15 protein-coding genes are annotated in these 24,214 nt (G+C 59.1%); 6 read left to right on the forward strand and 9 right to left on the reverse strand.

The features are described 5' to 3' along the window. Window positions 1–98 precede the first annotated feature (98 nt). Entirely contained in the window at window positions 99–1,520 is a 1,422-nt protein-coding gene (locus J4E42_RS20550) for an amino acid permease (protein WP_207286044.1), read from the reverse strand. Window positions 1,521–2,290: 770 nt separating this feature from the next. Between J4E42_RS20550 and J4E42_RS20555 the strand changes: the two genes are divergently transcribed. Continuing rightward, window positions 2,291–5,407 (forward strand): transglycosylase domain-containing protein, encoded by a 3,117-nt coding sequence (locus J4E42_RS20555; RefSeq protein WP_207286045.1) that lies wholly within the window; start codon window positions 2,291–2,293, stop codon window positions 5,405–5,407. Window positions 5,408–5,815: 408 nt separating this feature from the next. After that, on the forward strand, window positions 5,816–10,642 hold the full coding sequence (locus tag J4E42_RS20560) for an NEL-type E3 ubiquitin ligase domain-containing protein (RefSeq protein WP_404943253.1): 4,827 nt from the start codon (window positions 5,816–5,818) through the stop codon (window positions 10,640–10,642). A gap of 44 nt (window positions 10,643–10,686) precedes the next feature. Here J4E42_RS20560 and J4E42_RS20565 read toward each other — a convergent pair whose 3' ends face one another. From J4E42_RS20565 to J4E42_RS20585, 5 genes are all read right to left on the reverse strand, one after another. Next, a complete protein-coding gene (locus J4E42_RS20565; RefSeq protein WP_207286047.1) occupies window positions 10,687–11,916 on the reverse strand; it encodes a hypothetical protein in 1,230 nt (409 codons plus the stop codon). Between the two features lie 89 nt (window positions 11,917–12,005). Further along, window positions 12,006–12,497 (reverse strand): CS1 type fimbrial major subunit, encoded by a 492-nt coding sequence (locus tag J4E42_RS20570; RefSeq protein ID WP_207286048.1) that lies wholly within the window; start codon window positions 12,495–12,497, stop codon window positions 12,006–12,008. Window positions 12,498–12,502: 5 nt separating this feature from the next. After that, entirely contained in the window at window positions 12,503–13,243 is a 741-nt protein-coding gene (locus tag J4E42_RS20575; protein ID WP_207286049.1) for a molecular chaperone, read from the reverse strand. A 39-nt stretch (window positions 13,244–13,282) separates the two neighbouring features. Then, window positions 13,283–15,805, reverse strand: coding sequence for a CS1-pili formation C-terminal domain-containing protein (locus tag J4E42_RS20580; RefSeq protein WP_207286050.1), 2,523 nt, complete (start codon window positions 15,803–15,805; stop codon window positions 13,283–13,285). Between the two features lie 109 nt (window positions 15,806–15,914). Continuing rightward, window positions 15,915–16,406 carry a CS1 type fimbrial major subunit gene (locus J4E42_RS20585; protein WP_207286051.1) on the reverse strand — a complete coding sequence of 164 codons (492 nt, stop codon included), beginning with the start codon at window positions 16,404–16,406 and terminating at the stop codon, window positions 15,915–15,917. Between the two features lie 506 nt (window positions 16,407–16,912). Between J4E42_RS20585 and J4E42_RS20590 the strand changes: the two genes are divergently transcribed. Together J4E42_RS20590 and J4E42_RS20595 are read left to right on the forward strand one after the other, a co-directional pair. Further along, window positions 16,913–17,488, forward strand: a complete 576-nt coding sequence (locus J4E42_RS20590) for a PadR family transcriptional regulator (protein ID WP_008026701.1) — start codon at window positions 16,913–16,915, stop codon at window positions 17,486–17,488. Then, on the forward strand, window positions 17,485–18,270 hold the full coding sequence (locus J4E42_RS20595; protein ID WP_207286052.1) for a siderophore-interacting protein: 786 nt from the start codon (window positions 17,485–17,487) through the stop codon (window positions 18,268–18,270). The genes J4E42_RS20590 and J4E42_RS20595 overlap by 4 nt, the downstream gene beginning before the upstream one ends. A gap of 103 nt (window positions 18,271–18,373) precedes the next feature. Here the strand turns inward: J4E42_RS20595 and J4E42_RS20600 are convergent, their stop codons facing one another. Together J4E42_RS20600 and J4E42_RS20605 are read right to left on the reverse strand one after the other, a co-directional pair. Beyond that, window positions 18,374–19,024 (reverse strand): Pr6Pr family membrane protein, encoded by a 651-nt coding sequence (locus J4E42_RS20600; protein WP_207286053.1) that lies wholly within the window; start codon window positions 19,022–19,024, stop codon window positions 18,374–18,376. 2 nt (window positions 19,025–19,026) lie between these two features. Next, window positions 19,027–19,257, reverse strand: coding sequence for a VF530 family DNA-binding protein (locus J4E42_RS20605; RefSeq protein ID WP_007903672.1), 231 nt, complete (start codon window positions 19,255–19,257; stop codon window positions 19,027–19,029). 403 nt (window positions 19,258–19,660) lie between these two features. Between J4E42_RS20605 and J4E42_RS20610 the strand changes: the two genes are divergently transcribed. Together J4E42_RS20610 and J4E42_RS20615 are read left to right on the forward strand one after the other, a co-directional pair. Further along, window positions 19,661–21,043: a carbohydrate porin gene (locus tag J4E42_RS20610; RefSeq protein ID WP_207286054.1), complete on the forward strand. Its 1,383-nt coding sequence runs from the start codon at window positions 19,661–19,663 to the stop codon at window positions 21,041–21,043. Window positions 21,044–21,257: 214 nt separating this feature from the next. Next, window positions 21,258–23,666 carry a glucose/quinate/shikimate family membrane-bound PQQ-dependent dehydrogenase gene (locus tag J4E42_RS20615; RefSeq protein ID WP_207286055.1) on the forward strand — a complete coding sequence of 803 codons (2,409 nt, stop codon included), beginning with the start codon at window positions 21,258–21,260 and terminating at the stop codon, window positions 23,664–23,666. Between the two features lie 232 nt (window positions 23,667–23,898). On the opposite strand, the gene J4E42_RS20620 is transcribed toward J4E42_RS20615, so the two are convergent. Then, entirely contained in the window at window positions 23,899–24,210 is a 312-nt protein-coding gene (locus J4E42_RS20620; protein WP_032828634.1) for a YqfO family protein, read from the reverse strand. Between the last annotated feature and the right edge of the window lie 4 nt (window positions 24,211–24,214).

Genomic DNA, 24,214 nt, shown 5'->3' on the forward strand with positions numbered 1-24,214 from the left:
AGCGCTTGGTTACTTGGCGCTTTTCCAAGTGACTCGCCGTAAGGGCGAAACCGCCAGCCGCCGTCACCGCAGCAACGGATCTGCCCCCCATCCACCCCCTATGAAGCCGAACGCACAGCACCTTGCGACACACCAGTCGGCTGCAACTTGAACACATAAAACAACACCGTCAGCAGCACCAGAAACGCCGGCCCCACATACAGCGCCACCCGAGTGTCCGGGAAGTACGCCATCAACCCAACCACCAACACCAAAAACGCCAGTGCCAGATACGAACTCACCGGGTACAACCACATCTTGTATTTCAACCCGGCCCGCTCGCTGGCGCTCAGACCTTTGCGAAACTTGAGCTGAGCCAGCAGGATCATCACCCAGGTCCAGATCGCGCCGAAAGTAGCAATGGCCGTCACCCAAACGAAGACTTTTTCCGGCACCAGGTAATTAAGCAGCACCCCCAGCAACAAGGCGAAAATCGACAGCAACAGCGCGCGACGCGGCACCCCGTTGTTCGACGTCTTGGCAAAACCGGCCGGGGCCTGACCATTCTGCGCCAGGCTATAGAGCATGCGCCCCGTACTGAAAATGCCGCCATTGCAGGACGACAGTGCAGCAGTGATCACCACGAAGTTGATGATGCCAGCGGCGGTCTTGATGCCCAGACGCTCAAAGGTCATCACAAACGGACTGCCCTGGGTGCCGATGTCATTCCACGGGTAGATCGACAGAATCACAAACAGCGCGCCGACGTAGAACAGCAGAATCCGCCAGAACACCGAGCCGATCGCGTTTGGAATGGTCTTCTGCGGGTTCTTCGCTTCACCGGCGGTCAGGCCGATCATCTCGACGCCGAGGTAGGCGAACATCACCATTTGCAGGGACATCAACACACCTTGCACGCCGTTCGGCATGAAGCCGCCGTGAGCCCAGAGATTGGAAATCCCCAACGCCACGCCGTCGTTGCCGAAACCGAATGCGATCACGCCGACGCCGCCGATCACCATCGCAATGATGGTGACGATCTTGATCAGGGCGAACCAGAATTCGAATTCACCGAAGGCTTTTACTGCGATCAGGTTGATCGAGCCCATGCTGACCAACGCGGCAAGTGCCCAGATCCAGCGCGGGACCTCGGGAAACCAGACGCCCATGTACACCGCCACTGCGGTGATTTCCGCGACACAAGTCACCAGCCACAGGAACCAATAGTTCCAGCCAGTCAGGAAGCCCGCCAACGGGCCAAGGTAGTCTTGGGCATAACGGCTGAAGGAGCCGGCGACCGGGTTGTGCACAGCCATTTCGCCGAGGGCGCGCATGATCACCAGGATCGCCAGACCGCCGATGATGTAGGACAGCATGATGGCTGGGCCAGCCATTTCGATGGCCTTGGCCGAACCGAGAAACAGACCGACACCGATACAGGCACCGAGTGCCATCAAGCGAATATGCCGTTCGCCGAGTTCGCGTTTAAGCGGGCCGCCCTGAGCGGTCTCGCCGTGGGGCAGGTGATTGCCGACTGGCATAGGGGTACAACCTCGTCTTGTTATTGGATATGACCACCGAGTGTCGAAGCGCTGACCGATAAGCCATTGCTTGCCTGAAACCGGACCTGCTTCGTGGGCAGAACCGTCCTGCAGGGCAAAACCCTCCAAGATCAGCGGGACGTGCAGTCTAAAAAGCTTCCAGCAGGATATTTCACTCTACAACCCACAATATTCAGCGAGAACTCTCGGCAAAAGCGCGGTTTTTGGAGGTGCATTACCTGACTTTTGTAGGAATTTTTACCGCTAAAGCGGCGCGGAGTATTGCACAGCATTGGTGCATCGTCATGCCCCTACCTAGGCAGCATTTACTCGGCGATGGCTCTAGTACGGCACTCCTGTAGGAGCTGGCTTGCTGGCGATGGCGTCCATGAAATCGCCATCGCCAGCAAGCCGGCTCCTACGGATCGGGGGCGCTGTCCAAAATGTCAGGGTCACCTCCCCCCCTGTAGGAGCTGGCTTACCGGCGATGGCGTCCATGAAATCGCCATCGCCAGCAAGCCGGCTCCTACGGATCGGGGCGCGATTCAAAATATCGGGCTCACCTCCCCCCTGTAGGAGCCGGCTTGCTGGCGATGGCGACCGTGAAACCGCCATCGCCAACAAGCCAGCCCCCTGCAAAAAGAACATTCGCTCATCCCTCGTCATGGTGAATATTCGATATCCGGGTGTTCACAATTTTTTCACCGGCAGCATCCACCGTCTAAGCTTCAAACAAGTCCGATCAATCTGCGTGAATGGATCAGTCGACTATGGGCGCGTTATGGCAAACCGATACGAGTAAAACTGTGGTCCCGACTGAACGTGTGGATGAAGCGCCTATCCCCGAAAAACCCCGTCGTAGTCGTACCAAACACGGGTGGAAGGCGTTTTGGTTGCTGGTGTTGATTATCCTGATTGCTCTGGGGTTGGCCGCTGCCAGGGAAATGCGTACCTCGAAGTTCCAATCCCGGGAAGCCAGCAAATATGCCGCTACCCTGAGTTACGAACTGAAGCCAGGCCCAAGCGACTCCATTCGCTATCCAGGGGCCGGTCCTTTTGACTTGCGTCTGGGCTACAGCTCTCTGGGTGAATTCCTGCCGCGTCTGATCAAGCGCGACTACGTCGTTGCGGCACAGACCCGCTTTTCCCAACCGTTGATGGACTACACCGACAAAGGCTTTTTCGTGCCCTATGCGGAAAAGATCCAGGCAGGATTGTCGATCACCGATTGCCATGCGGCGCCGCTGTATCAGTACAAATACCCGCAGCAGCTCTATTCAAGCTTTGACGCGATTCCGCCGGTGGTGGTCAGCAGTTTGCTGTTCATCGAAAACCGCTTCCTGCTCGATCCTCGTCAGCCCCGGGCCAACCCCGCCGTGGATTGGCCACGCTTCGGCATGGCGGCGTGGTCGCAGGTCGCCAAAATGCTGCACATGCCTGGCCAATCGGCGGGCGGCAGTACCCTCGCGACGCAACTCGAGAAGTATCGACACTCGCCCGACGGCTTGACCGTGTCCGGCGGGGAAAAAATCCGCCAGATGATTTCCGCCAGCGTTCGTGCCTATCAAGCGGGGCCGGAAACGCTTGCGGCGCGCCAGAACGTGGTGCGTGATTACCTCAACAGCGTGCCCCTGTCCGCCGTGCCCGGCCACGGGGAAGTGCACGGCATGGCCGAAGGTTTGCGTGTCTGGTACGGCGCCGATTTCAACAAGGCCAACGAACGGCTGGCCAGTACCGACACGGATCCAAAGGCCATGGCGGAAAAAGGCCTGGCCCTGCGTGAAATGCTGTCGTTGATGATTGCCCAGCGCCGCCCTTCCCACTACCTGACCAAGGGCCGCGATGAGCTGGCCGACCTCACCGACAGCCACATTCGCCTGTTGGCGCAAAACTTTGTGATCGACACACCGTTCGCCGCCGCCGCATTGGCCAGCAAAGTGACCTATCGCGACTGGCAGACCCAGCCGACCATTCAACCGATCGAAACCAACAAAGGCATCAGCGTGGCGCGCAGTCGCCTGGGCGGGTTGCTCAATCGTCCGCTGTACGACCTCGATCGCCTGGATCTCTCGGCCACCAGTACCCTGCAAGGCGAACTGCAAACCCAGGTCACCGAGTACCTCAAGCACTTGGCCGACCCGGCGTTTGCAACGCAGATCGGTTTGATGGGCGAACGCCTGCTCACCCCCACCAGCACCACGCAAGTGCGCTACAGCTTCACGCTGTTCGAACTGACCCCGGACGGTTCGCGGGTGCGCGTGCAAACCGACAGCACCGATCAGCCATTCGATATCAACGAAGGCAGCAAACTGGAATTGGGCTCCACCGCGAAAATGCGGGTACTGACGACTTATCTGCAAATCATTGCCGAGCTGCACGACAAGTACGCCGAAATGACCATCCCGGAACTGAAGAAAGTCGACGTCCCGGATCAGGATCGCCTGAGCCGCTGGGCTGTCGATTACCTGATCGAGAACAAGGACCACAACCTGTCGGCCATGCTCAGCGCCGCGCTGGACCGCAAATACTCGGCCAGCCCCGGCGAAGCCTTTTTTACCGGCGGCGGGCTGCATACCTTCGTCAACTTCCGCAAGGAAGACAACGGTCGCATACCGACCTTGCGCGATGCCCTGCGCGAATCGATCAACCTGCCGTTCATTCGGCTGATGCGCGATCTGGTGCGCTACACCACCTATTCCGGCCCGAACAACAGCGCTGCACTGCTCGGGGACGACCGCGATCCCCGGCGTCAGGAATACCTGGCCGAGTTCGCCGACCGCGAGGGCACTTCGTTCCTGCTGAAGTTCTGGAAGCGCTACAAAAACAAGGACACCCAGGCACGGCTCGAAACCTTCCTCGACAGCATGCGCCCGACCCCGATTCGCATGGCTGCGGTGCATCGCTACCTGTTGCCGCAAGCCAGTCAGGAGAGCTTCAACACCTTCGTGCGCTCGCACCTCTCAGGCGCCAAGCTCACCGAGAAACTCACCGACGAACGCCTGCAACGGCTTTACGAAAATTACAGCCCAGGCATCTACGATTTGCCGGACCAGGGCTTCATCGCCAAGGTTCACCCGCTGGAATTGTGGCTGATCGGTTATTTGTTGAATCATCCTGACGCCAAGTGGAGCGAAATCGTCAAGGCCAGCCAGTTTGAACGCCAGGAAGTCTATAGCTGGCTATTCAAAAGCAAGCATAAGGGTGCCCGTGATGGCCGCATCCGCACCATGCTGGAGATCGAGGCCTTCCTCGACATTCACGCGCGCTGGCAGAAAGTCGGCTATCCGTTCGATCACCTGGTGCCCTCGCTGGCCACCGCCATCGGCAGTTCCGGCGACCGACCTGCCGCGTTGGCGGAGTTGATCGGCACCATCCTCAACGACGGCGTGCGCATGCCGACGCTGCGTATCGACAGCCTGCATTTCGCGGCGAATACGCCCTATGAAACCAAGCTGATCAACGACCCGGATGTGGGTAAACGGGTGATGCCGTCCGAAGTGGCCACGGCCATGCGCGAGGCCTTGTCGCACGTGGTGGACGCGGGTACGGCCAAACGTGTTTCCGGCAGTTTCATCACCCCCGATGGCAAGCCGCTGGCCATGGGCGGCAAGACCGGGACCGGTGACAACCGCATCGAAGCCATTGGTTCCGGTGGGCGAATCTTGAGTTCGAAGTCGATCAACCGCACGGCCACCTTTGTGTTTTATATCGGTGATAGCCACTTCGGTACGTTGACCGCATTCGTACCCGGTCGCACGGCCGAAGCCTTCAAGTTCACCTCGGCCCTGCCGGTGCAAGTGCTCAAGGGCATGGCACCGATTCTCACGCCGTATCTGCAACCGGGCACGCATACGCAATGCCTGCCCGTGGAGGTCGCACGACGCTGAAAAACGATGGTGGTAATTAATTATTTTCGGCATTGAAAATTCCAATGCTTTGCCGGGAAGAACGCTATTCAAGCAGCGGGAATTCAGACTTTTACTTTGAACCTCGGGCGTTAGGCTGGTCACTCCACTTAATGCTCAAGGTTTATTGAAAGCATGACTGACTTACACGGACGTATATCAGCGCTACCGTCACCCGTGGCCGACGACAATAAAGGTCACCATTACGCGTTCATCAAGAACCGTATCCACCCCGTTTTCAAAGGCGCTTCAGTGCGACGGGCTCATGAACTGAGCCGCACACAAACGGCTTCAGGACATTGGGTCCGAAGCGTCACAGACTTCGACCATGCGCCGTTACAAAAAGCCAATCTTGACCTCTGGTCCGCGCAGAATGCAGTCGACCGGTTCATGGATGAAGTGCAGGACGTTTACGCGTTCGCCAAACCGTTACTCACCGACGCACTGCAAAAAAAATTCAACGTCGATGTCGATGTCACCCGCACGTTCCTGCATCTGTACTTACCCAAAGCACGCCCGTGGTATGTCTTCGACGTCTCCGGCGGTGTTGTTACCCGGACCGTCTCATTGCTGGACGCCGCCCTGCACAACTTCGCACGTCACGAAACCTGCGAACCGGACTCGGTCTTCATCAGCCAGCCCGACGCACGCGGGCACTTCGACGTCCTGCCGATCAAACGCAAAATGTCCATTGCCCAGTTCCAGAACCTCTGCCGCGAACTGGACATCGGCGCGCGCTACACGAAATACCTCGAAGAACAGTTGCTGCCCAGTGACGGCCTCGCCCGAGGTTTATTGAAGTTAAAAATCGTCGAGAGCGAGAAAGCCGCGTTCAAAGCCGCCGCCCAATTGGCTGTTCTGAAGGGCGACATCGACGCCGAGGCCAGTGACCTGATCCTGAAAATGCTTGATGGCCAGCGCAACCTCACCCGTAAAGGCCGGGTGATGCAATTTGCCGAACTGTCGATTCTCGACAGCCCGCTGAGCGCAATCGTGTTGATCACACCCAGGCCGGAACAACACATCCGTGAGGTGACGCCGGTGATTGTTTACGTCCCCCAGGACCCTGAGCACCCACTGAAAGAGTACCCCTCGACCGTCGCGTTCATGAATGAACTGACGCGCCAGCTGCGCGACAACAACGTCGTTTCATCCACCGGCATGACCTACCAGCAGTACTTCAGTCGGTTCGTCGATCAATCGGAGCGCGGGCATTTTTTCGGCGGGCTGCAGCAACGTCTGTTCGAGGTGAAATGGCATCAGAAAGCGCCGCTGGAGCAGGGCCCGAGCTGGCGGGAAGTGCCCGTCGACAAACCCAATCTGCATTTCAAGGCGGCACCGATACCAGGCGAACTCTGGGAATACCTCTTCCAGCAGAAGCTCAATAAAGTGCTGAATGACGCCCGACACATTGCCGTGTCCACCGCCGATAGCGATAGCAATGCCCGATGGGCCTGGTGGGAAAACTTCAAGAAAATAGTCTCGGACATCTTCAACGTCGCGCTGATGGTCGTCACGCCGTTCGTTCCGGGGCTGGGTGAATTGATGATGGTCTACACGGCGTATCAGATGGCCAGTGACGTCATCGAAGGCATCCTGGATATGACCATGGGGCTGTGGACTGAAGCTGCCGAACACATCATCGGCGTAGTGACTGACGTCATTCAGTTGGTAGCGTTCGCCGCCGGGGTGAAGATCGGCAACGTTGCGCGCCTGAAGCTTTCGCCGCTGATCGAAGGCATGAAACCGGTGGCTCTGCCCAATGGCGAACCACGGCTTTGGCATCCCGATCTCAAGCCTTATGAGAGGCCGGATGTAAAACTGCCCGCTAAAGCGAAACCTGACGCATTGGGTCTCCATGCCCACGAAGGCCAGGACATTTTGCCGCTGGATGACAAACACTATGCCGTGCAAAAAGATCCGCAAACCGGCAACTACCGCGTCAAGCACCCGCATCGCGACAACGCCTATTTACCCGGGTTGAAACATAACGGCCAGGGCGCCTGGACCCACGAAGCCGAGAACCCGCGAGCGTGGCAGCGCCCGACATTGATGCGTCGCCTCGGCCATTCCGTGGACGGCTTCAGCGACGCAGAACTGGACCATGTGCGCATCGCCAGCGGCACCGACGACGCTGCGCTGCGCCGGATGTACGTCGACAACACGACCCCGCCACCGCTACTGGACGACAGCCTCACACGCTTGAAAATCCAGCACCGGACACGTGAGACCATTGAACGGATTCGAACCGGTCAACCTCTGGACCCTGCCTCCTGGTGGTTTGAATCCCTGGCGACTTACCTGGACGGCTGGCCTGTGGATAAAGCCCTGAAGGTTTACGAAGACGCCGACATGACCGGGCGCTTTCGCCAGTACGGCAATGCCGAGGCGAGCGAGGCGCAGACACTGTCCACCAGCCAGTCGCAGCTCATGAGCGAACAGTTTGCGCCGAGGCTTGTCGAGTTTCTCAGTGAAGAAGAGCTGCAAGCGATGCTCGGTCGGTCAACCGCCAAAAGTGAACAGGTGCAAGCCCTGCGCAATCGACTGGCGGACGAAGCCAATCGATTGAACGCAGACATCGTCAATCAGCTTTACCAAGGTGCAGAAGCGTCCGACGACCCGCAGGTCCGACTCATTCGCCAGACATTCCCCGAGCTGCCGACCCGCGCGGCACAGACGCTGCTGAACAGTTCCGACGCGGCCGACCTCACGCGCATGACCCAGGAACGACGCCTGCCGTTGAGCCTAAAGAGCCGCGCCCGTGAAGCCGCCTTCGAAGCCCGGACCAACCATGCGTACGAGGGCTTTCATGACGGCGCGCAGTGGGTGGCGCAAACCGAAAGCCTGGTGCTGAATGCGCTCAGGATTCATACCGACACCTTCGCGCAATTGCGTATCGAGGTGCGTGAAGGCAACGATGCCGGACCACTGCGCGGCAGCGTGGGGGCACATGATGCGACGACGGTGCGGGTGCTGGTCAAGGACGACGCCAACCGGTTCGAAGTCTGGGACGCCGACAACCACAAACTGCACGACGCCGCTGATTTTTTCGAAGCCGTGCTCACGGCGTTGCCGAATAACAAACAGGCGCAGTTGGGTTATCGACCAGGCCAGGGGGCGTTTTTCAGGCAATGGGTCATGGCCAGGACCGATACTCCGGCCGAACGCCGCACCGCACTCGCCGCCCCGCCGATCCGCCCGATGGCGAACCACGAAGACATGATGCTGTTGCGCGGTCCCGGCTTCTCCATCACTGCCGCCACGCTCACCGAACGGGTGCAGGATGTGTACCCGCACTTCAACGAACGAGAGGTCGCTACCTTCGTTCGATCCCTGGGTTCGCCAGAGCAAGGACGTCAGACGCTGACGAGGCTGGATCGAGAGCTCGATGACCTGCGCGTGATACTCAATCGGTGGCAATACCAGCGGCCGGAGACATGGGGGCCTGATCGACAAGGGTTCGTACGCGGTGGCGGACAGCACATTGCCGAACGGCTCATCGATTGTTTCAAAAGAAAATCCACCGTTTTCGGTGAGCGCAGTACCACGGTCGACGGCGGTTATGCGCTGGACCTGTCCGTAGAGTTCGATGTACCCGACCTCGAACGCTGGTGGAAGGAACTGCCGCCGGATATCAAACATTACGTCGATCAGATCAGCACCTTGAATCTGGATCGCACCCACTTTTCCGAAACCTCTTCCGGCCTGTTGGGCGAATTCCCACACCTTCGTCAACTGAGCGCCCGCAACTGCGGGTTGACGCGACTTCCCGAGACCATCGGCAAGATGCACCACCTGCGGACGTTGCGGCTGATGAACAATGACATCACGTTGACGCCGTCGGCCGTCGAGCAACTGCGAAACCTGACTCACCTGGAAACCATCAGGCTCGATGACAACACGCGGCTGGGCAATCTTCCGAACGTCGGACGCATGCCCAAACTGAGAATCCTGAGTTTGAGCAACACAGGGGCAACCACCTGGCCCGATGGCCTGTTCGGGCCCTTCAGCAAACGTCGACCACGGGGCTTCTATCTGGATTTGCAGGAGAACCCGATCAGCGTCATTCCAACGGTCGTGCCAGGCTCGGAGGAGGCCTTCCTCGTGGCGCGGACCCGCTTGTTTCCAAAGAGTCTTTCGCAGGAAAACCAGATCACGTTCAAAGCCTATCGGCGTTCGGTCGGCATTGCTCCCGACCAGCCCTATGTCGATGCGGCCGCCAACACCATGCACCAATGGCCGACGAAGGACGACTCTGTCTGGTGGAGTCCCGAGGTCGGAGGGCTGGGTACTTTCCGCGAGGACGCCTGGCACGATCTGATGACCGAGCCTGGCTCCGAAGATTTCTTTGCCTTGATCCAGAAACAGACACTCTCCGCCGATTACCGCGCCGGCGGTGAATTGCGCCAACAACTCAGCAGCCGTGTCTGGCGCATGGTCGAGGCCATCGACCTGGACACTCCGTTACGCAACGAACTGTTCGAAATGGCCAAGGCGCCCACCACCTGCGCCGATGCCGGGGCCCAAGTGTTCAACCACATGGGCATCAAGGTGCTCGCCTCCGAAGCCTACGCCTTGTCGACGTCCAACGCCGTCCTCGAAAACAAACTGGTGAACCTGGCAAAAGGTGCCGCTCGCCTCGCCCGCGTGGATGACATCGCCCGTGCGGATTTCGGCGGCCGTGAAGGCAATCCCGATGAGGTGGAGGTTTACCTCGCCTACGAAACCGGCCTGGCTCAACGCCTCGGCTTGCCGTGGCAATCGGAGTCGATGCTGCATCGCCCCTTGGCCCGCGTGAGCGCCAAAACCCTCGACACCGCCTTCGATACGGTGATGTCGATGGAGGCCGGCGACGGTTTGATCAACGACATGCTCGAACAGCCGTTCTGGGAGAAATACTTGCGTGACACCTACCCGAACGAGTTCAGGCGCAATACCCGGCTGTACGAAACCAAGAGTGACTTGCTGGATGAGTTGCGCGAAGCTCAGTACGCCTGGGCCCGCTCCAAAAACCAACAGATTGCACAACGACGTGTGCTCAAGCAGCGCCTGCAAGACCTCGCCCGCCGCCTGGATGTCGATGACAGTGTGGTGCTCACCGATGAAGACATGAGTGATGAGGTCTACTTCCGACTGCTACAAGACATGGGCTACGAAGAAAAAGAGCTGAGCAGAAAGCTGACCCGCGCAGCATTGCAAAAAGCCGCAGGGCAATAATCGGGAAACCCTGATGCATCGGGTGATGCATCAGGGTTCAAGCCTTAACCCACTTCGGAATCCCAGATCACCGTGACAAGGCCGGAGTAGGATCGGCCGACACCGGGTTTGAGCATTTCGCCGACTTCGTCTTGGGCAATCTCGAAGTGCAACGCTCCCGGCTTGCGATCGACATAAAAGCGTGGCTGGAACAACTCGGTGCCACTGCCGTCGCGCCGCAACGGCCGGCGATTGACCGGTTGCGCGGCGGCATCCACCAGGCCACTGGGCAGGGTCACGCTGACGTCGAGCGGCACGGTATGTCCTGAAACCGGGTCGCGCACCGAACAACGGTTGCCATCCAGGCTGTACTGGCAATCGAGGTTCATCTTGAAACGGCTCGACGATGACACATTGAATGTCTGATCCCGGAACAGCCGTGTCGGCTTGCGCCCCTGTGTCAGCCAGGCTTGCCAGCCACCCTGCGGGACCAATTCGACGCGATTGCCGCCCGGTGGAATCTCCACTTTGAGCGCATGTTCGACACTTAGAGTGAAATTAAGGCTTATCAAATCGTCATCAGGCAACATGATATCGCCCATATCAAAATCGCCAAGAGGACCCACGACATAATTCAAAACACCCCTGTAAGTTCCCGTCGACATCTGCAAGGGATTGGGCGTTGCCAGCTCGTATGAAAAGCTCATATTTTCATAGGCAAAACCATAGTCTTGCGTTATCGGCAACTGAGCTTGCTTCGAACAAACACCTCCATCCGCCGGGATCCTCCAGAAAAAAGCGAAATAATAGGAGTTGCCGTAGCTCGTTCCGCCCTTGACACAGGGTGGCGACGGCCATCCCCAGTGGTCGATCCAGGTGCTAGAGTCAAGAGGTGTCTTGATTGTATAGGCCGCCCCGATTCCGCTGAAACGCATTCTGACCGTCGCAGACTCACCCGTTTCATCATGAATGACCGTCGTGTCCTTCCATGAGGACGGAAGCCGAAACATAGGCCCCTGGCGTTCTTCGTGCAAAGCCTGAATGGGCGCTACAGCCCTGAACCGGATCGGCACCCCAATACTGAAGACACCAGGCCCACAGTACGTTGGGTGCTCCTTGCAATGACCGCCTTGCGGTGTGGTGTTCTCGAAGGCGTTGCGCATGGGGTTTGCCGGATCAGGTCGAAACACGGCACTCATTTCCAGGGTGACTGCGAAAGCCGAACCCGTAGCTCCAACAATCAAGCTCACCAGGGCAAACAAGATTAACGATCGCAATCGTTTGGATGATTTCATCAATACGAACTCCACCGTCCCATTAGAACCATGCCAGCACTTTCCCGGCATAAACATACGAAAACATCTGCTGCGACAAAACCAAACATCTATGCCCCCGGCAACACTGCGTTGAAAAGCAAGTTGACGCTGCCGAAATAACTGCCCGGCTTATAAACCCCATCGACAGGCGGCACCGGCGCGATCTCCAGCAACACACGTTTACCCGGCGCGGCCTCGCTCATCGACACCACCTCGCTACTCTCCAGTTCGCTCAGCAACTTGCCGTTGAACAGCACGCGCAATCCAATGTCGTCGGCCGCGGTCCCGTTGGACAGGTAAGGCCGGCCCTCAAGCCGGGCTTCGATGGCGCCGGCTTCATTCTTCACATCGAAATACTTGCGCAAGCCGCCCAAGGTCGAGGTCGCCAGATTCCAAGGCAACTGCTGTTCGCGGTGAATCCAGCCGGGGTCTGCGGGAATGACGTAGAACGCCTGGTTCGGAATCGTCACGAACACGTCGAAGTGGTGCACTTCGCGGGCAGCAAACGCTGAATGGCAGGCCATTGCCGACACCATCAGAACCATCAGTTTTCTGAACATGGTCATCAGCCCTTCACATCGAGTTTCTTGCTGCTCTCGCCTTCAACCAGTGTGAAGCGATACTCGCGACCGGCCTGTTTTTCGAACTGAAAACTGCGGCCCGCGAGGATGTGATGCTTGGTGGTCGGCATACACTCCTGCTCGTTCTTGACCGCGCAATCCTTGAATTCATCGATCACCACCACGGTGTTGCCGTCGTTGCGGATGCGGTAATCCTTCGCGCCGTTCTCGATCATGCTGGCGTAACGCGTGTCCTTGGGCCGGACGAAAAACACCGCGCCATACCCGGCCAGCACCGTGACCCCGGCGGACAGGGTTTTCTTGTATTCCTCACGCTCTTCACCGGAGACCGCGAACTCGTCTTCTTTCTCCGGCACCACCGGCACGAAACGCACGCGGAAATAACGCTCGCGGTCGCGCTCGCCCATGTACAACAACCGGGTGCCTTGCATGCCACTGGCAGGCACAATCAGCCGCGCCGGGCTGGCCATCAAGCCGTCCCGGGCGCTGCCGTCGGCACTGGATTTGAGCGGTACTTCCTGCGACTTTCCGTCAGCGTCGTAAAGGATTTCCAGGATGTTGACCTTGACGAAAGCGGTGCTGTCGCCGCCATTGAAGACACGTTTCAAATAGGTACTTTTATCACCGTCCAGGTAGTCGTAAACCGTGCCGATATTGATGCTCGGCCCGGCGTGTGCCGTCTGCGTGAACAAACAAAAACCAATCAGTGCCAACCGACGTTTCATCGTCATTTACCTCGTAGATAAAGTGCGTATTGCCGGGCATCAGCCTGCCGTCGGCGTCCCTGTCGCTGCGTCAGCCAACGTATCCGGGGTGCAACGCAGGTCGCCGATCATCAGCACATTGTTTTCCGTGCGGCCGCGGCTCGGGTCGAGTCGGAACTGGCACAGCAACTGGTTGCCGTGGCGCACTTCCAGGGTCGGTGAACCGGCGTTCATTTCCATGGAGAAGAAGCCGTCCACTTCACTCACTCCGCGACTGGCGTGGTTGATGATGTGATGGCCCTTGAGCGGGCTGCCCTGGTAGTCCACCAGGCGACCGAGCACGGTGAGGGTTTTCATCACGCGAACCTGGCGATACTCGACGCCGCCCTTGTTCAGGTGATAGCTGGAACGGGCCGGCTGGATGGTCGCGGCCGGCACGTGATTGCCCTCGAAATCGAAACTGACCGAGCTGCTTTTGTAGGCGGTGATCGGCACGAAATTGCGCCCCGGCCTGAGCACCGCGCTGCCACCGCTCAAATCGTCGGCGCGCAGGGCGATGTCATCGATGTCCGATTCGACATCGATGATCATGCCGGCACCGTTGCGGTGGTATTGGCTGGTCACGACCATTTTTTGCCCGCCGACGGCGACAGTGCTGTCGAGGTTCAGACCACCGGTAAAGTCGTTGTTGAATGAGGAGCGCTGGATAAAACCGTCAGCGTTGACCCGCTCCGATTGCATCGTCGCCATCGCGTTCATACCGATGCCATAGGTGTCGGTAATGGCTGTGGCGGAAACGCTTTGCAGCAGGTGATCCTGCAAGTCTTTGCGGTAGGTGACCGAGGCATTGTTATCGCGCCCGCCGTCGCGATCGGTGCGGGTGCCGATGCTGCCGGAGATCTGTTCGCCCGGCCCGCCCAGGGCGATGTTGACGCTCAGGTCGACGCCACGATTGCGGTCATTGCCCGAGCTGAAACTGCCAGGCCTGTCGAACAGCGACAAGCGCCAGTTGGCGTCGCTGCCGAACAATTGGCTGCGCTGGCTCCAGCCCAGATCCACGCCGACGCCTTCGGTGTTGCCCTCGCTGTGGGACACCCTGGCATTGACCGAACTTTTGCTGGTGAGCCGATGGTTCAGCGACAACGACGAGTTGCTGGTCTGGCCGATAAACACGTTGCGCTGTCGTACTCGCGTGCCGTCCGGCAGCGTGTCGTAGAGCCGGGTCGTGTCGAGCCAACTGCGGTTGTGGCTGGCGACGATGCTGCCGCTGCCGTAGGAATAAAGCCCCTGCACGTCGAAACCGGTGCCGTGGTCCTCGGTCTTGTAGACGTTGGCATAGACGCTGGCATTGTTGACGACGGCCCAATCGACCGAGGTGCCATATTGCAGGCTGTCACGCACCTGTCGACCTGACAGGCCGAGGATGACTCGCGGGTGCAGCAGAAAGTTGAAGGCGGCACCGGCCGTCATGTCGCCGTCGTTCTGATCGTCCCAGTTGCTGAGAAATTTGGATTCACGCCCGGCGAACAGGTTGTAGCGCCATTGCTCGTCGTGGTTGCGCCAATTGTTCGGTTTGTAGACCAGTTCCTGGGTGCTGGAGGTGATCTGGCCGTCTTCGATCAGGCGCACTTCCACTTCATAGATGCCGCCGGGCAACGGCCGCGTGTCGAGAGTTTGCAGGCCGGCGGGCATCGCCTGCGTATTGATCAGCAAACCGTCGCGGTAGATCTCCACCGAGCCCTGGCGATTGGCGGTGACGTAGATCGGGTAGACCGCCGGTGTCGGCTGGTTGATGGCCAGGCTGTCGGAGCTGCCGTACATCACGCCCAGCGCCGTGTCGGGACTCGCGCCGAAGGAACGCGGCTGGCGAGTCAGCCCTTCGGAGGTGGGGGTGAAATAGCCCAGGCGCACAAAGCTGCCTTCCAGTTCACGCTGGGTATAGAGCTCATGCACGGCGTGATAGGTCTGGTTATCCACACCGCCCAGTCGCGACAGTTGCAGGTTCACCGCTTGAGTCCAGTTGCCGAGGCTGCTGCTGGCTTCAAGACCATAGCGCCCGCCGAGGTCCTGGTTTTGCCCGCCGTTGAGGTTCAACTGGTTGCGCACGATCAAGCCGGTGCTGCCGCCTTCGGGCTGGTTGTAATAACGCTGGACCTGATCGTCGCGCTCGGCGTTTTCCGTGAGGATCGACACCAGCGAGTTTTCCAGGCTGTAGTGCACGGCCAATAGCCGCTCGGGACATTTCGCCTCGCAGTTGCCCAGCACCACGCCTTGCTTCAAATAGCTAGACCAGGTGTCGCGTTCACTGGCTTTGATCGTGCTATCGCTGACATCGGTAAAGTCAACGAGGGTGATGCGGTCGTCGCGGGTCAACACGACCATCGCCTCCCCCAGAAATTGTTGATCAAGTTCCACGCGCACCGCCAACGGTACATCGAAGAAGTGTTCTTCGAATTCGCTCGGCAAACCCTTTGCCTGCGCCAGCAAACTTCGAGGTGTGTGACCGTTATCCGCTGGCGCGGCCAGGGCAGTTGCGCAAAAACACAAGGCAAGCGCCGTCGCGATGGGAGTCATCGGGAACATGAAAGAAATACTCTGTGGATAAAGACGGTGAAACCCGATCGACAGGGACTACGGCCCTATCGATCGGTGAGCGTTATCAAGCAAGAACTTGCTGACAGAACGCTGTCATTCAGATGCGCGGAATGGCATCAAACATGACGACGGGGTTGGCGGTGTAAATACCCACCTGATTGTTGCCCGGCTTTTCTGCAGTAATAACCAGGTCGGCGCGCATGCCACCGTTGGACTCGACGTCGCCGACCACTTCCTTCGAATCGGCAGTCAGTACGGTGCCGTTGAAGGTGTAGGTCAGCGGAATGTTCAAGCTCGCATTACCGTTGAACAGCGGCGTCGGGCCGCCGACGACGTATGCGCCCACCGAGCCGTTGGTGTGCTGGATATCGTAGGTGCCACGGACCTCCGACAGGGTGCCGGCGCCAATTTGGTACTGCATTCTTTCGTCTTTACCGAAGTTCAGGTCCACGGGTTGAGCGTGAAACACTTTGCTCGGGATTTCCGCAGTGATGTTGATGGAGGTGCGCGATTCATCCGCAGCGAACGCCATCGAAGCACTCAGGGCCAGGAGGGTCATCGGAACGGCGATTGCAAACTTCTTGAACATTGTTTAGTACCTGTCTTTTTCAAAGGATTGGTCCGTGGAAAGCGTGAATCGTCCCTATTGCCGGTTTAAATAGTGGCAATTTGGCTCAACTTTCGACGAGGAGAATGATCGGCCAATTACTTGAGAAAGTAAGTACGCAACTTCCGAAGAACATGTAGTAACAACCGCCCACGACCCAGTAGAAAAAACCCGAAAAATCAATAATTAAACCGTTCACCCGACAGAAACATACTACAAACAGTTTTAACAAAAAAAGCACACAGTCAAACTAAATACAGTCTCTGTAAGACAAAGACTACTTAGGTCTAATTATTAATAACCACTCTCTGTTAGTTACGCATAATTAGATCAAACACTCTAAAACAGCAAGCTGCAAAACGCCTTTTTCCCGCCCCGCACTGAAATCCGCCACGACGCCCTTCGGCGACGACCGTTGGTCCCTTTCGCTTGCCCTCTCGATAAGATATATCTTAAGTTGTATCTAAACACGACAGAGAGAAGGAAAAATGAGAGACCATCATTCCCCCCACCGCGAACACGGTGACGGCCGCGACGGCTTCGAGAAACGCCCCGGCCGCGAACGCGGCGGTCGCGGCCCACGGGTGTTTGCCCCCGGCGATCTGAAATTGCTGCTGCTCGCGCTCATTGCCGAACAGCCCTGCCACGGCTACGACTTGATCCGCCAGATCGAAGGCATGTTCGACGGCGCCTACAGCCCCAGCCCCGGCGTGATCTACCCGACCCTGACCTTTCTGGAAGAAAGCGAAATGATCCAGGGCGATGCCGAAGGCGGAAAAAAACGCTACAGCGTGACCGACGCCGGTCGTCTGTCTTTAAGTGAGCAAGCGGTTGCACTGGACGGTGTGCGGATGCGCATCGATGTCAGCAAGCGCTCATTGCGCGGCCATGACCGTCCGCCCGAGATCCACGAAGCGGTGCATAACCTGCGTCACGCGTTGCAACTGCACCACGGTCGCTGGAGCGCAGAAGAAATCATTCGGGTCGCCGCCCTGCTCAACAACACAGCCAAAGCCATCGTCGACGGCCCCTTGGTTCAACCCGCTCAGGAGAAAGCTGAATGACTGAAGTGATCGAGCACACCATTCACCGCGTGATGCATGAAATCAAACGCCGTCGCCTGCAAGTGTTGCGCGTGGTTGACCTGACCCCGCGCATGCGCCGGATTACCCTGGGTGGGCCTGAGCTGGCAGGTTTCATCAGCCTCGGCACAGACGACCACGTCAAACTGCTGTTCCCGCAGAACGCGGCAGAACAAGCGGCGCTGGAGACCCTGGTGCTCGGTGCCGGCAAGGACAACGGCCCGATGCCGGCGATGCGCGACTACACGCCGCGTCGCTACGACCTCGACACGCTGGAACTGGACATCGACTTTGTGTTGCACGGCGACGGCCCTGCTTCGACCTGGGCGGAACAGGCCAAACCGGGACAGTTCCTGCACATTGGCGGGCCACGGGGATCGATGATCGTGCCGGACATGTTCGACAGCTATTTGCTGATTGGTGACGAGACGGCAATCCCCGCGATTGCGCGACGGCTGGAGGGTTTGGCGGCCAATCGCCAGGCACTGGTGATCATTGAAGTGGAGAACGGCGCGGAACAGCAAAAGCTCGAAAGCCCGGCGCACGTCAATGTGATCTGGGTGTTGCGCGAAGGTGGCAAGAACAACTTGCTGACCACCGTGAAACAGCTGCAAGTGCCCAGCGGCAATCTATACGCGTGGGTGGCGACCGAGACCAAAGTGTCGCGGCAGATTCGTCGGGTGCTGCTGGACGAGCACGGGCTGAACGAGCAGTTCGTCAAAGCCGTCGGCTACTGGCGCCTGGACGACAGCGACGAGGAATAAACACAGACCTTGTAGGAGCCGGCTTGCCGGCGATGGGGCCCTTGAATCTTGTATCAATCTCGAGGCCGCCATCGCCGGCAAACGGAACGCCGCCCGGCCGCTCCTACAGGTCCGTGTGACTCAGCCGCCACCGATCCAGCGCGATCACCAACAACGCAATCACCACAAACCCCGCCAACAATCCGCCTGCATTCACAAACACCTGTGGATAACCCAGCTTGTCGACATCAATGAACGGATAGGGATAAACCGCCAGCAGATGCCCGCGCAGCAGCGCATACGCGAAGTACAGCAACGGGTAAATCACCCACAACGCAATGTGCCGCAGACGCAGGGTGCCTTTGGGCACACACAACCACCACCAGGCCAGAAACAGCAACGGCATGACGTCGTGCATCAGCTCATCGGCCAGCCATTGCCAGCCGTCGGGATGCCACAGATGACGCAACAGAATGTTGTAGGCGAGGCCGACCACGGCGATGCTCACGGCAATCCCGCCACTCACCCACGGCAGCAAAAACCAGCGTCGCGCAGCCGACTCGCGGGACGTCAGCGCGCAGGTCAGCACTGTCGCCACCAGCGTGTTGCTGAGCACGGTGAAGTAGCTGAAAAAACTCACCAGCCCGCCCAGCAGACTGGCGCCCAGCGTCCAGCGCGAATAGAAAATCAGGTACAGCTGAATGCTCAATCCCGCCCAGCCGAGGACAGCAGCCACGGCCACAAAACGACGGCGCACGGCAGGTTGCATGATCATGTTCAGAGCGGTCGCTTGGTACGCATCAACTTGACGTACAAGCGTTCGACCTTCTCCCGCGCCCACGGGGTCTTGCGCAGGAAGGTCAGGCTCGACTTGATGCTCGGATCACTCTTGAAGCAGCGGATATCGATGCGCTCGGCCAGCCCCGACCATTCGTAATGTTCAACCAGCGCGTTGAGGATCTGCTCCAGTGTCACGCCATGCAGCGGGTTGTTGTTCTGTTCGGTCATGCCGGGCCTTCGAGCGATAGATGAATTGGAAGCCGCGCACCTTAGCCGAGGGCCGCCTTGGGGGAAAGGCGTCTGTGCGCTATCTGTTGAATGTAGGCGAAACGGAACAAAACATTTGAATGGGATCACGCAATCCCTTGTAGGAGCGGCCGGGCGGCGTTCCGTTTGCCAGCGATGGGGCCATTGAATCTCGCATAGAACGTGAGACCGCCATCGCCGGCAAGCCGGCTCCTACAGGGTGTTGTGGTGTGCTGACTGTTACCGAATCAACAAAAATTCATCTCGGCAAAAGGCCTTTCTCTATTTGTAACAGAACATTATCCTTACGCCCGAACCTGCTGAAACGCTTCCGCTAACCGCTTCGCCCCTCACTCCCCAGAAAAAGATCAAGAATTCCCTCTCTATGCCTTATGTTCAATTTTTGCGAGACAGCGCTGTCTGCACGCCTGTTTCCCAGCGAAAAGCCCTTAACCTGATCAGCGGATTCACCGCGCTGGGCCTCGCCACCTGCGTTCAGGCCGCCCCGGCCTTCGATAGCGAATCGCCGTGGATGCTCGGCGACTGGAACGGCACGCGCACCGAACTTTCGGAAAAAGGCTACGACTTCAAAGTCGATTACACCGGTGAAATGGGCAGCAATCTGCACGGCGGCTACGACCACGATCGCACCGCGCGCTACAGCGATCAGTTCGGCCTCGGCACGCATCTCGATCTGCAGAAGATCCTCGGTTGGGACGACGCTGAATTTCAGCTGACCATCACCGAGCGTAACGGCAACAACATCAGCAACGACCGGATCAACGATCCGCGGGTCGGCGGTTTCACTTCAGCGCAGGAAGTCTGGGGTCGCGGGCAAACCTGGCGCCTGACGCAGATGTGGTATCAGCAGAAATTCTTCGATCAGAAGCTCGACATCAAGGTCGGCCGTTTCGGCGAAGGCGAAGATTTCAACAGTTTCCCCTGCGACTTCCAGAACCTGGCGTTCTGCGGCTCCCAGGTCGGTAACTGGGTCGGGGGCATCTGGTACAACTGGCCGGTCAGCCAGTGGGCGATGCGGGTCAAGTATCACCTGACGCCAGAGCTGTACGCGCAGGTCGGCGCGTATGAGCAGAACCCGTCGAACCTCGATCGCGGCAACGGTTTCAAGCTCAGCGGCAGCGGCACCCAAGGCGCAATTTTGCCGGTGGAGCTGGTGTGGACGCCGAAGCTCAACGGCCTGCCGGGCGAATACCGCGCCGGTTACTACTACAGCAACGCCAACGCTACCGATGCCTACAAGGACAGCAATGGCCAGCCCGCCGCCCTGAGTGGTGAGGCCTACCGCAGCGCGTCGAGCAAACACGGCGTCTGGCTGGGTGTGCAGCAGCAGATCACCAGCCGCGCCAGCGACAACTCCCGTGGCCTGAGCGTGTTCGCCAACGGCACGATGCACGACAAGAAGACCAACGCCATCGACAACTATGTCCAGGCGGGCGTCGTCTACAAAGGCTTGTTCGATGCGCGCGCCAAGGACGACATCGGTTTCGCCCTCGCCCGTGTTCACGTCAACCCGGCCTATCGCAAAAACGCCGAGGCAAGCAATCAGGCCCACGCGGTCTCCGACTTCGACGATCCGTCCTTCCTGCCGCCGCAGGACACCGAATACAGCGCCGAACTCTATTACGGCGTGCACGTCACCAACTGGCTGACCGTGCGCCCGAATCTGCAATACATCCGCCACCCCGGTGGCGTGGACAAGGTCGATGACGCGCTGATTGGCGGGATCAAGATCCAGTCGCAGTTCTAACAAACACCGCAAAACCCTTGTAGGAGCCGGCTTGCCGGCGATGGCGGTGTATCAGCCAAACAGATGTCGACTGACACACCGCTATCGCCGGCAAGCCGGCTCCTACAGGGACCGCATTAACAGTTCCAGTTTTTATATGAACCATGCCCGCGCCAGATCGTCATCTACAGTGAACTTGCGCGGGACTACTTGAAACGTCACGGAGAACCACACTATGAGCACTGATGGTGCTTTGAGTCGAAGCCGTCTATTGCCGACCCTGCTCGGCATTCTGCTTCTGCTAATGGGCCTGGCCATGCTGGCCGGGGGGATCAAGCTGAGCATGCTCGGCGGCTCGCTGTATTACCTGCTGGCCGGTATCGGCCTGGCGCTGACCGGCGTGCTGCTGATTCTCGCTCGCCGCGCAGCCTTGGGCCTGTACGCGCTGGTGCTGTTCGCCAGTACCGTTTGGGCCTTGTGGGAAGTCGGCCTCGACTGGTGGCAACTGGTGCCGCGTCTGGCAATGTTGTTCGCGCTGGGCATCGTCATGTTGCTGCCGTGGTTCCGTCGTCCGCTGCTGCGCGAAGGCGCTGCACCGAAAGGCACCGGCGCACTGAGCGTGGCCGTGGTGCTCGCGGGCGTGACCGCACTGGCCAGCCAATTCACCAACCCCGGTGAAATCAAAGGCCAACTGGACCGCGACAGCGTACCGGGCATGACCAACACCGCCCCGGCCATGCCCGACGGTGACTGGAACTCCTACGGCCGCAGCGCTCACGGTGACCGTTACTCGCCGCTGGCGCAGATCACCCCGCAGAACGTCAACAAGCTCGTTCCGGCCTGGACCTACCGCACCGGCGACCTGCCGGGGCCGAACGATCCGGGTGAAACCACCGCTGAAAACACTCCGCTGAAAGCCAACGGCATGCTCTATGTGTGTACGCCGCACAGCCAAGTGATCGCACTGGACCCGGACACCGGCAAGGAAATCTGGCGTTTCGATCCGAAGCTCTCCACGCAAAACGCGGCGAACTTCAAGGGTTGGGCGCACATGACCTGCCGTGGCGTGACGTATCACGATGACGCGGCTTACGCCTCCGAGCAGAGCCCGACCGGCAGCGCCAGCGCGCCTGTCGCCAGCGTTTGCCCACGCCGTATCTTCCTGCCGACCGCCGACACCCGCCTGATCGCCCTGAACGCCGACACCGGCAAGATGTGCGAAGACTTCGGCGACAAAGGCCAGGTCGACCTGCGCGCCAACATCGGTGGTTTCACCGCCGGCGGTTACTACTCCACCTCGCCTCCAGCGGTCACCAAGGATCTGGTGGTGATTGGCGGCCACGTCACCGACAACGTCTCCACCGACGAGCCGAGCGGCGTGATCCGCGCGTTCGACGTGCACACCGGCAAACTGGTGTGGAACTGGGACAGCGGCAATCCGGACGACACCACGCCGATTGCCGAAGGCAAGGTCTACACCCGCAACTCGCCGAACATGTGGTCCATGTTCGCCGTCGATGAAAAACTCGGCATGCTGTACCTGCCGATGGGCAACCAGACGCCGGATCAGTTCGGTGGCGCTCGCACCCCGGAATCGGAACTGCACGCCGCCGGCCTGACCGCCCTCGACATCGGCACCGGCAAAGTGCGCTGGCACTTCCAGTTCACCCACCATGACCTGTGGGACATGGACGTCGGTGGCCAGCCAACCCTGATGGACCTGAAAACCGCAGACGGCGTGAAGCCGGCGGTACTCGCGTCCACCAAGCAAGGCAGCATCTACGTACTGGACCGCAGCACCGGCCAGGCGATTGTGCCGATCAACGAAGTGCCGGTTCCGCAAGGCGCTGTCGAAGGTGATCACACCTCGCCGACCCAACCGAAATCCGACCTCAACCTCATGCCGCCGCCGCTGCAAGAGCGCGACATGTGGGGCGTGACGCCGTTCGACCAACTGATCTGCCGGATCGACTTTAAATCCATGCGCTACGACGGCCCGTTCACCCCGCCGTCGCTGCAGGGTTCGATCGTGTATCCAGGCAACTTCGGCGTGTTCGACTGGGGCGGCATCTCGGTTGACCCGGTGCGTCAGATCGCTTTCGTGAACCCGAGCTACATGGCGTTCAAATCGAAACTGATCCCGGCCGCCGAAATCGCAGCCCAAGGCCCGCGTAAAAGCGAAACCGAAGGCGTGCAGCCCAACAAAGGCGCGCCGTACGGCGTAGTCCTCGAAGCATTGCTGTCGCCAATGGGCCTGCCGTGCCAGGCGCCGGCATGGGGTTATGTAGCGGCGATCGACCTGACCACCGCCAAAGTCCTGTGGAAACACAAGAACGGCACCGTGCGCGACAGCTCGCCGGTTCCGATCCCGCTGAGCATGGGCGTGCCTAGCCTGGGCGGCACCTTCACCACCGCCGGTGGCGTTGGCTTCCTGAGCGGCACCCTCGACCAGTACCTGCGTGCCTACGACGTGAAAAACGGCAAGCAACTGTGGGAAGGTCGCCTGCCTGCGGGCGCGCAAACCACCCCGATGACCTACACCGGCAAGGACGGCAAGCAATACGTGCTCGTCGTGGCGGGCGGTCATGGATCGCTGGGCACCAAGCAAGGTGACTATGTGATTGCGTACAAACTGTCCGAATAAGTTTTAGCGGCAGTTAAAGCAAAGGCGACTCCCGTGAGGGGGTCGCCTTTTTTTGTGATCCCTTGTAGGAGCCGGCTTGCCGGCGATGGCGGTTCAACATTCAACGTTGATGTCGGCTGACAGGACGCTATCGCTGGCAAGCCAGCTCCTACAGGGTTTGCATGTTGATCTATAAATTTGTGGGCAACAAAAAACCCGCCGTAGCGGGTTTTTCATTACAGCGGTCAGCGGATCAGAAATCCTCCAGCCGCCACACTTCATAAGCCGGTGTCTCGTAGGGATGGCTCTGTTTCAAAGCCGCCACCACCGAACGGATCAACTCATCCGCCACCACCAGCTCAACTTTCCATTCCTCAACCTGTTCGACCTGCCCTGCTTCGCCAATGAACGGCTGACTGCCCTCCATTGGACGAAACTGACCCAGGCCCAACACCTGCCATGCGCAGTGCTCGTAAGCACCGATTCGCCCGCCACCGGCAGCGAACACAGCGCTTTTGACCACTTCGACATGACTGGTCGGAACAAAGAAGCTGAGCTTGTACACGGCG

It is taken from the genome of Pseudomonas sp. FW300-N2A2 (assembly GCF_017351735.1).
Lineage (GTDB): Bacteria > Pseudomonadota > Gammaproteobacteria > Pseudomonadales > Pseudomonadaceae > Aquipseudomonas > Aquipseudomonas migulae.